The organism is Cellulomonas sp. P4_B5_2, assembly GCF_056402235.1.
The window spans coordinates 1-9505 of sequence record NZ_JBFUHU010000285.1 but is presented as its reverse complement, the minus strand read 5'-3'; the positions used below and the strand labels follow the sequence as shown (position 1 = coordinate 9505).

Here is a 9505-nt window from a genome sequence, read left to right as displayed (position 1 = left end):
GTGCTGCGCGCCGCGCTCCGGACGCTGGGTGGCGGGCATGGCTGACGAGTACGAGGAGCTCGTCACCGAGCGCTTCGCGGCAGAGTCGCTCGTCCAGTCCGGCGCCGACGACCTCGAGCGTGCCGCCGAGGCGGCTCTGCGTCCCCGACGGCTCGACGAGTTCGTCGGCCAGCGCGTGGTGCGGGACCAGCTCTCGCTCGTGCTCGACGCCGCGCGCGCCCGCGGGAAGGCGCCTGACCACGTCCTCCTGTCCGGACCGCCCGGCCTGGGCAAGACGACGCTCGCCATGATCATCGCCGCCGAGATGGGCGCCCCCTTGCGGGTGACCAGCGGACCGGCCATCCAGCATGCGGGCGACCTGGCGGCGGTCCTGTCCTCGCTCGAGGAGGGCGAGGTCCTCTTCCTGGACGAGATCCATCGGCTGGCACGGCCCGCCGAGGAGCTGCTCTACATGGCCATGGAGGACTTCCGGGTCGACGTCATCGTGGGCAAGGGAGCGGGCGCCAGCGCGATCCCGCTGACCCTGCCGCCGTTCACGGTGGTGGGCGCCACCACCCGCGCCGGTCTGCTCCCGGCGCCGCTGCGCGACCGGTTCGGCTTCACGGCACACCTCGACTTCTACTCGTCCGACGAGCTCGAGCGGGTGCTCGTCCGGTCGGCCGGCCTGCTCGGCGTGCCCCTGGAGCATCCCGCTGCCGCCGAGCTGGCCTCGCGCTCGCGCGGCACGCCCCGCATCGCGAACAGGCTGCTCAGGCGCGTGCGCGACTGGGCCGAGGTGCGCGGCGACGGCACGCTCAGCCTGGTTGCGGCGCGCTCTGCCCTCGAGGTCTACGAGGTCGACGACCTCGGGCTGGACCGGCTCGATCGCGCCGTGCTGACGGCGTTGTGCACGCGGTTCGGCGGCGGACCGGTGGGGCTCACCACGCTCGCGGTGGCGGTCGGCGAGGAGCCCGAGACGGTGGAGACGGTCGCCGAGCCGTTCCTGGTGCGCGAGGGTCTTGTCGGACGTACACCACGCGGTCGGATCGCCCTCCCGGCGGCCTGGGCGCACCTCGGTCTCGAGGTGCCCCACGGGTCGGGCACACTGTTCGGCTGAGCCGCCGCCCGAAAGCGCAGATCTCGGAACCCCCGCGGGGGCCTGTGCGTTGGAGCGGCGAGCCGCTGCGCCTAGACTGCGGCGGACACATCACCCTGATCGGAGCCGTACCGCCGTGGAACTCATGCTCATCTTGGCCATCGCCCTGGGCGCCCTCTGGCTCATGTCGAGCCGTACACGCAAGCAGCAGCGTGCGGCGCAGGAGTTCCGGAACAACCTCGTGGCGGGCGACGAGGTCATGACGGCGTCCGGTCTTCTGGGCACCGTCGTGGCCGTCGAGGACGACGTGATCACGCTCGAGTCGAGCCCCGGCGCCCAGACGCGCTGGATCCGCGCGGCGATCGCCAAGAAGATCGAGCCGCCGGTCGAGGAGATCGACGACGCCGACGACGACGAGCTCGAGGACGACGTCGACGACGAGAACGACGTGGTGACCGATGCGGACCGCATCAGCCGCGCGAACGACGACGTGATCGATGTCCCGGACGACCTGTCCTCGCTGCCGCCCGCCCGCAAGGACGGGGAGCCGGACACCAAGTAGACCGTTCGGTCCGGGTGACGACGCCCGGACCTCGACCCCACGGGCCGCCTTCCGCGGTCGGTGCGCGCACGAGAGAAGAACTCCGTTGGCTCCTCCTACACGCCGTCAGAGGCCCGTCCGCACGCTCGTCGTGCTCGGGATCCTCATCTTCGCGCTCCTCGGCACCATCGCTGCGGGGACCAAGTGGTCCACCGCGACGTGGACGCCGAACCTCGCGCTCGACCTCGAGGGCGGGACGCAGATCATCCTGACCCCGGTCGCGGACAACGGTGAGGAGGTCACGTCGCAGACGATCGCCCAGGCGATCGACGTGATCCGTCAGCGGGTCGACTCCTCGGGTGTCGCCGAGGCCGAGATCACCAGCCAGAGCGGCGGCAAGATCGTGGTCGCGCTCCCCGGCAACCCGACGCCGACGGACACGACCCCGACCCCGGAGCCGACCGAGTCCGCGGCCGCGACGGACCCGGCCGCGCCGGCTCCGACCCCCACGCCCACCGCCGCGGCGGAGGAGCCGTCGGACGTGCCCAGCAAGGCGGCGCCCGACAGCCCCAGCGACATCGCGTACTACGTCACCCCGGCGGTCCAGGCCCAGTTCGACGCCCTGGACTGCACCGATCCCGCCAACCTCACCGGCGGCGTCAACGGGGACCCGGACAAGGCCTTCGTCACGTGCGACCAGGACGGTAGCGCGAAGTACATCCTTGGTCCGGTGGAGATCGAGGGCGCGCGGATCTCCAGCGCGACCTCCGGCCTGAACCAGCTGCCCAGCGGCGGTCAGGGCAACAAGTGGGTCGTCAACATCGCGTTCGACTCGCAGGGCACCACAGAGTTCACCGACGTGACCACCCGCCTGCAGGGCCTCGCGGGCTCGCCGCCGCAGAACCAGTTCGCGATGGTTCTCGACGGCCTCGTGATCTCGGCTCCGAGCCTCGCCACCGGCGTGATCATCGCGGACGGCAAGGCGGAGATCTCCGGCACGTTCACGCGCGAGTCTGCGGCAAGCCTGGCCAACCAGCTCAACTTCGGCTCGCTGCCGCTCACGTTCACCGTGGAGAGCAAGGAGCAGATCTCGGCGACCCTCGGGTCCGAGCAGCTGGAGAAGGGGCTGCTCGCCGGCCTCATCGGACTCGGCCTCGTGGTGCTCTACTCGCTCCTGCAGTACCGGGCGCTCGGTCTGGTGACGGTGGCGTCGCTGGTGATCGCCGGGACGCTCACGTACAGCATCATCACGTTGCTCTCGTGGACCCAGGGGTACCGGCTCTCGCTGCCCGGTGTCGCCGGTCTGATCGTGGCCATCGGCATCACGGCGGACTCGTTCATCGTGTACTTCGAACGCATCCGTGACGAGCTGCGGGAGGGGCGCACCCTCGTCGCGGCCGTCGACCGTGGCTGGGAGCGCGCCCGGCGCACCATCCTGGCGTCCGACGCGGTGAACTTCCTCGCCGCGATCGTTCTCTACCTGCTCGCGGTCGGCAGCGTCCGCGGCTTCGCGTTCACCCTCGGTCTCACGACCCTGATCGACGTGCTCGTGGTCTTCATGTTCACGCACCCGCTCATGCAGCTCATCGCGCGGACGAAGTTCTTCGGCCAGGGTCACCGGCTCTCCGGTCTCGACCCGCGTCGCCTCGGGGCTCCCGAGACGCGGTATGTCGGACGCGGTCGCGTCGTGCACGGCCCGCGGCCCTCCGGGGTCGAGGACGAGGCGGTCGAGGACGCACCTGTCGACGCCGAGCCGACCCCGCGCGTGCCTGTCGCCGTCGGCGGGGGCACCAGCGGTCTGACGATCGCTGAGCGTCGGGCTGCGGCCCGTGCCGCCGAGCAGAAGGCCGTGGCGAAGGACGCCCCGGTCGACGCACCTACCCWGGACGCCGAGCCCGAGTCCGGGCGCACCGAGGGGAACGAGCACTGATGGCCGCCGGATTCGCCCAGTGGGGCAACGACCTCTACACCGGCCGTCGCTCGTACGACATCGTCGGTCGGCGCAAGATCTGGTTCACGATCTCGACGATCCTCGTCGTCCTGTCCGCGGTCTTCCTCGTCAAGCCTGGCCTGAACCCGGGAATCGAGTTCCGGGGCGGCTCCGAGTTCGTCGTCTCCAACGTCGCCGAGACTGATCAGCAGCTGGCCACCGACACGGTCCTGGCGATCTCGCCGGAGGAGCAGCCGAAGGTCACGACGGTCGGCTCCAACGCCCTGCGCATCCAGACCTCGACCCTCACCGATGACCAGGTGACCGAGGTCAAGAACGCCCTGGCCGCCGCGTACGACGTGTCGGCGGCGACCGACGTCACGAGCTCGTTCATCGGCCCGTCGTGGGGTGCGGACATCTCGCAGAAGGCCATCACCGGCATCCTGGTGTTCCTGCTGTTCGTGACCATCGTCATGACGGTCTACTTCCGCAACTGGCGGATGGCGATTGCCGCGCTGATCGCGCTGTTCCACGACCTGATCATCACCGTCGGCGTGTATGCCGCCGTCGGCTGGGAGGTCACGCCGGCGACGGTCATCGGCTTCCTGACGATCCTCGGGTACTCGATCTACGACACGGTCGTCGTGTTCGACAAGGTGCGGGAGAACACCTCCGACACTCTCATGCAGTCGCGGTACACCTACGCCGAGAAGGCGAACCTCGCGGTCAACCAGAYGCTGGTGCGCTCGATCAACACCTCCGTCGTCGCCCTGCTCCCCGTGAGCGCGATCCTCTTCGTCGGGGCGTTCGTCCTCGGTGCGGGCACGCTGCGGGACATCGCGCTGGCCCTGTTCGTCGGCATGCTCATCGGCACGTTCTCGTCGATCTTCCTGGCCACCCCGTTCGAGGTCGCCCTGCGCGAGCGCGAGCCGGCGATCCGCGAGCACACCAAGAAGGTCCTGGACGCCCGCACGACGGGGGCGCCCACGGGCGTCCCCGTCGCGCGTGCGGACGTGCTGCGCCGCATCGACGAGCTCGTCCGGTTGGTACCGGACTACCCGCAGCCGGGCATCATGTTCCGCGACATCATGCCGCTGCTGGCGGATGCGTCCGCGTTCGCCGACGTGATCGCCGAGATCGCCGGCCGCGTCGACGGCCCGGTCGACCTCGTGGCCGGCATGGAGGCGCGCGGCTTCCTGCTCGCCGCACCCGTGGCGGTGGCGCTCGGGGCCGGGGTTCTCCCCGTGCGCAAGGCCGGCAAGCTCCCCGGCCCGCCCGCGTCGGAGTCCTACGAGCTCGAGTACGGCACGGCCACCATCGAGATCCACCCGGCCACGGTCCCCGAGGGTGCCCGCGTGCTGGTCATCGACGACGTGCTCGCCACCGGCGGCACCGCGGCGGCCACGGTGGCCCTGCTGCAGCGGTGCGGTGCGGACGTCATCGGGCTCTCGTTCCTCGTGGAGCTCGAGGCCCTGCGGGGTCGTGACCTGCTCACCGGTCACGCGATCGACGTCCTGGTCTCGGTGCCCTGACCAGCGTGGTCGCGCTCGTCGTGACCGTCCCACCCGCCGCACGGTCGTAGACTGTCGCCTCGACCGTGGGAGGGGGTGTGATGAGCGAGGACGTCCGCACGCCCGAGACCGGCGTCCCGGCGACGCAGAGCGACTCTCCGTCCAGCCGCATGCGCTCGCGCCTCGGCCGGTTCGGCGCCCGCAGCGGTGCCGCGTTCCCGGCCATCGAGCCGGTGCTCCAGGCTGCGCGCACCAACCACCCGAAGGCCGATCTGGCGGTCGTGGAGCAGGCGTACGTGGTGGCCGAGAAGGCGCACCGTGGGCAGCTGCGCAAGAGCGGCGACCCGTACATCACGCACCCCGTGGCGGTCGCGACGATCCTCGCCGAGCTGGGCATGACGCCGTCGACGCTGGCGGCCGCGCTGCTGCACGACACCGTCGAGGACACCGAGTACTCGCTCGACCAGCTGCGCCGCGAGTTCGGCCCCGAGATCGCGATGCTGGTCGACGGCGTGACCAAGCTGGACAAGGTCACGTACGGCGACGCGGCGCAGGCCGAAACCGTCCGCAAGATGGTCGTCGCGATGTCGCGGGACATCCGCGTGCTCGTCATCAAGCTCGCCGACCGCCTGCACAACGCGCGGACGTGGAAGTTCGTCGCGGCCGCGTCGGCCGAGAAGAAGGCCCGCGAGACGCTCGAGATCTACGCGCCCCTGGCCCACCGGCTGGGCATGAACACGATCAAGTGGGAGCTCGAGGACCTCTCGTTCGCGACGCTCTACCCCAAGGTCTACGACGAGATCGTGCACCTGGTGGCCGAGCGCGCGCCAGCCCGCGAGGAGTACCTGGCGACCGTCCGCGAGCAGGTGGGCGCCGACCTGGGCAAGGCGAAGATCAAGGCGACGGTCACCGGGCGGCCCAAGCACTACTACTCGATCTACCAGAAGATGATCGTGCGCGGCCGCGACTTCGCGGACATCTACGACCTCGTCGGGGTGCGCGTCCTGGTCGACTCGGTGCGGGACTGCTACGCGGCGCTCGGCGCGCTGCACGCGCGGTGGAACCCGGTCCCGGGCCGGTTCAAGGACTACATCGCGATGCCCAAGTTCAACCTGTACCAGTCGCTGCACACCACGGTCATCGGACCCGGCGGCAAGCCCGTCGAGATCCAGATCCGCACGCACGACATGCACCGTCGGGCGGAGTACGGCGTCGCCGCGCACTGGAAGTACAAGGAGAGCGCGAAGAACGCCGGCACCACCGACAAGGACTCCGCCGGCAACGACATGCAGTGGCTGCGGCAGCTGGTCGACTGGCAGAAGGAGACCGCGGACCCGAGCGAGTTCCTCGACTCGCTGCGCTTCGAGATCGCCGGCTCCGAGGTCTACGTGTTCACGCCCAAGGGCGACGTGATCGGTCTGCCGTCGGGGTCGACGCCCGTGGACTTCGCGTACGCGGTGCACACCGAGGTCGGCCACCGGACCATGGGCGCCCGGGTCAACGGTCGTCTGGTTCCGCTGGACTCGTCGCTCGAGAACGGCGACGTGGTCGACGTCTTCACGTCGAAGTCGGAGACCGCCGGGCCCTCTCGGGACTGGCTCGGCTTCGTCAAGAGCCCACGCGCCCGCAACAAGATCCGCCAGTGGTTCTCCAAGGAGCGCCGCGAGGAGGCGATCGAGCACGGCAAGGACGCCATCGCCAAGGCGATGCGCAAGCAGAACCTGCCGATCCAGCGTCTGCTCTCGCACGAGTCCCTCGTGGCCCTCGCCAACGAGATGCGGTACGCCGACGTCTCCGCGCTCTACGCGGCGATCGGCGAGGGGCAGGTGTCGGCCGGCACGGTCGTGCAGCGGCTGGTGCAGTCGATGGGTGGCGAGCCGGCAGCCGAGGAGGACCTCGCCGAGGTCGCCCGGCCCGGTCAGACGCAGCGGCGGGTCCGCACCGGTGACCCCGGCGTCGTGGTCAAGGGTGTCGACGACATCTGGGTGAAGCTGGCCAAGTGCTGCACCCCGGTGCCCGGCGACGAGATCGTGGGCTTCGTGACGCGCGGCGCCGGCGTGAGCGTGCACCGCTCGGACTGCATCAACGTGACGAGCCTGCGCAACGAGCCCGAGCGCATGGTCGACGTGGAGTGGAGCCACACCAGCTCGTCGCTGTTCCTCGTGCAGATCCAGGTGGAGGCGCTCGACCGCAGCCGGCTCCTGTCCGACGTCACGCGTGTGCTGTCGGACTCGCACGTGAACATCCTGTCCGCGTCCGTGTCCACCTCGCGCGACCGGGTGGCGCTCTCGCGGTTCGTGTTCGAGATGGCCGAGCCGTCCCATCTGGCGTCGGTCCTCGCGGCCGTGCGCAAGGTCGAGGGCGTGTTCGACGTCTACCGCATCACGGGGGCCAAGGCCGCCGAGGAGCCGGCGATCCGCGCCTGACGTCAGAGGCCCTGCAGGGTGCTGCGGGCCTGACGGACCCCGCGCCGGCCGCGGAGCTCCACCAGGTGCTCGAGTGCTCGCTCGGGGTCGAAGCCGACCTCGCGCAGTCCTTTCAGCACCGGCACGGCCTCGTCGCGCGGCAGCATCCGGGCGAGATCGGTGCCCGTCCGCTGCACGGTGGTGACCTTGAGGCTGCCGACGCGAACCACGTCCTGCGGGGGGAGGTCGGCCTCGGCGGCGAACCGCTCGGGGTGCGGGTCGGTCCGACGCCCCCCGGTGCGCACGAGCACGTCGACGCGGACCGGGGGAAAGCACCCGGTGTGCACCCAGGCGGCCGCGCGTCGTCCGACGACCCCGCGTGCGGGCACCAGCGGCGCCAGCGCTACCGCGCGCAGCTCGGGAGTGTCGCTGAGGTCGGCCGCGATCGCGACCTCCCCCCAGACGATCCGCACGACGCCGTCCCGGAGCAGACCGAACCACGCGGCTGCCCCGACGTCGTCACGGCTGACGGTGCGGGGGAGGACCGGGGGCACCGGGCGGAACTCGTCGAGTCGGGTGCTCACCCGTGCAGCATGGCGCGTGCCGGGACCTCGCCGGCCGCGGTCGACGGATCTGTGGACGACCGAGGCCCCCACCCGGACGGGCAGGTGCCTCGGTCGATCAGGCTGCGGGGTCAGCCGCGGGCGTCCTGAGCCGCGCGCTGCACCTGCTCGAGCCAGGAGCGCCGGGCGTCCAGCGCGGCCTGGGCGTCCGCGATCTTCCGCGCGTCGCCGGCCGCCTTGGCGCGGTCCAGATCGGCCTCGAGCCCCGCGATCGCCTGCTCGAGCTGCGCAGCTGCCCCCTCGGCGCGCGCACGCGTCTCCGGGTTGGTGCGGCGCCACTGAGCCTGGTCGGTGTCCCGCACGACCGTCTCCACGGCCCGCAGTCGCGCCTCGATCCGCTGGACGTCGGCGCGCGGCACCTTGCCGGCGGCCTCCCACCGGTCCTGGATCTTGTGCAGCGCCGACTTGGCCGCCGCGAGGTCGGTGACGGGCACGAGGGCCTCTGCCTCGGCCAGCAGGGCTTCCTTGACCTCGAGGTTGGCGCGGAACTCCTCGTCGGTCGCGGCCGACTGGGCGTCCCGTGCGGCGAAGAACGCGTCCTGTGCCGCGCGGAACCGGGCCCACAGGGCGTCGTCGTCGGCACGGCTGGCCCGTCCGGCCGCCTTCCACTGCGCCATCAGGTCACGGAAGACACCCGCCGTCGCGCCCCAGTCGGTGCTCGACTGCAGCCGCTCGGCGTCGGCCACCAGGGCCTCCTTGACCTGCTTGGCGGACGCGTTGCGCGTCTCCAGCTCGGCGAAGAAGTGGCGACGCTCGCGGTCGAACGTGGTGCGGGCGTGGCTGAACCGCTTCCAGAGGGACTCCTCCGTGGGCCGGTCGAGGCGCGGTCCGGTGCGCTGCGCCTCCTTCCACTGGTCCAGGAGCAGACGCAGCTGCTCACCGGCGGGCCGCCACTGGATGCGGGACGGGTCCGTGGACGCGATCTTCTCGGCCTGCTCCACGATCTCGGTGCGGGCCACGACGGCTGCCTCGCGCGCCGCGGCACGCTCCGCCTCCGCGACCGCGCGGCGCTCGGCCGCGGTGGCCCGGAGGGCGTCCAGGCGAGCACGGAGCCCGTCGAGGTCGCCCACCGCCGCGGGCTCGGCCACCTCGTCGGTGAGCCGGGCCAGCGTCTGGTCGATCTCCTTGACGGACAGGTCCGTCGCGGCGAGGCGTGCCTCGAAGAGCGTGACCTTGGCCTGCAGGTCCAGGAACCGGCGGACGTAGAGCGCCAGCGCCTCCTCGGTCGTGGCGCCCGGGTACTGGCCGACGACGCGCTCACCCGCAGCCTCGCGGACGGAGACGTTGCCCTCCTCGTCCACGCTGCCGAACGTGGCGGCGTGGGCTGCCTCTGCGGCGTCCTGCGGGGGCGGCACGGGCGCGGCAGGTGCGGCCGCGGTCGCAGCGGGGGCCGGGTGCGTCAGCGGGGGCCGGGTGCGTC

General features: G+C 71.4%; 7 protein-coding genes and 1 pseudogene. 6 read left to right on the top strand and 2 right to left on the bottom strand.

Annotated elements, in window-relative coordinates; all coding sequences use genetic code 11:
• Positions 1-37: 37 nt before the first annotated feature.
• The 6 genes and pseudogenes from ruvB to AC1DUQ_RS17555 all read left to right on the top strand — a co-directional run bounded on the left by ruvB (position 38) and on the right by AC1DUQ_RS17555 (position 7483).
• A complete protein-coding gene (gene ruvB, locus AC1DUQ_RS17580; protein ID WP_477061955.1) occupies positions 38-1096 on the top strand; it encodes a Holliday junction branch migration DNA helicase RuvB in 1059 nt (352 codons plus the stop codon).
• Between the two features lie 124 nt (positions 1097-1220).
• On the top strand, positions 1221-1637 hold the full coding sequence (yajC, locus tag AC1DUQ_RS17575) for a preprotein translocase subunit YajC (RefSeq protein ID WP_477061956.1): 417 nt from the start codon (positions 1221-1223) through the stop codon (positions 1635-1637).
• 139 nt (positions 1638-1776) lie between these two features.
• A complete protein-coding gene (gene secD, locus AC1DUQ_RS17570; protein WP_477074235.1) occupies positions 1777-3546 on the top strand; it encodes a protein translocase subunit SecD in 1770 nt (589 codons plus the stop codon).
• Positions 3546-4547: pseudogene (gene secF, locus AC1DUQ_RS17565) on the top strand (protein translocase subunit SecF); the annotation flags it as partial. The gene secD and the pseudogene secF, both read left to right, overlap by 1 nt.
• Before the next feature lie 12 nt (positions 4548-4559).
• Positions 4560-5078 carry an adenine phosphoribosyltransferase gene (locus tag AC1DUQ_RS17560; RefSeq protein WP_477074234.1) on the top strand — a complete coding sequence of 173 codons (519 nt, stop codon included), beginning with the start codon at positions 4560-4562 and terminating at the stop codon, positions 5076-5078.
• A gap of 80 nt (positions 5079-5158) precedes the next feature.
• A complete protein-coding gene (locus AC1DUQ_RS17555; RefSeq protein WP_477061959.1) occupies positions 5159-7483 on the top strand; it encodes a RelA/SpoT family protein in 2325 nt (774 codons plus the stop codon).
• Positions 7484-7485: 2 nt separating this feature from the next.
• Here the strand turns inward: AC1DUQ_RS17555 and AC1DUQ_RS17550 are convergent, their stop codons facing one another.
• Both AC1DUQ_RS17550 and AC1DUQ_RS17545 read right to left on the bottom strand, forming a co-directional pair.
• Positions 7486-8046, bottom strand: coding sequence for a hypothetical protein (locus AC1DUQ_RS17550; protein ID WP_477061960.1), 561 nt, complete (start codon positions 8044-8046; stop codon positions 7486-7488).
• 110 nt (positions 8047-8156) lie between these two features.
• On the bottom strand, positions 8157-9505 hold a 1349-nt coding region (locus AC1DUQ_RS17545; RefSeq protein WP_477074233.1), incomplete at its 5' end, for a DUF349 domain-containing protein.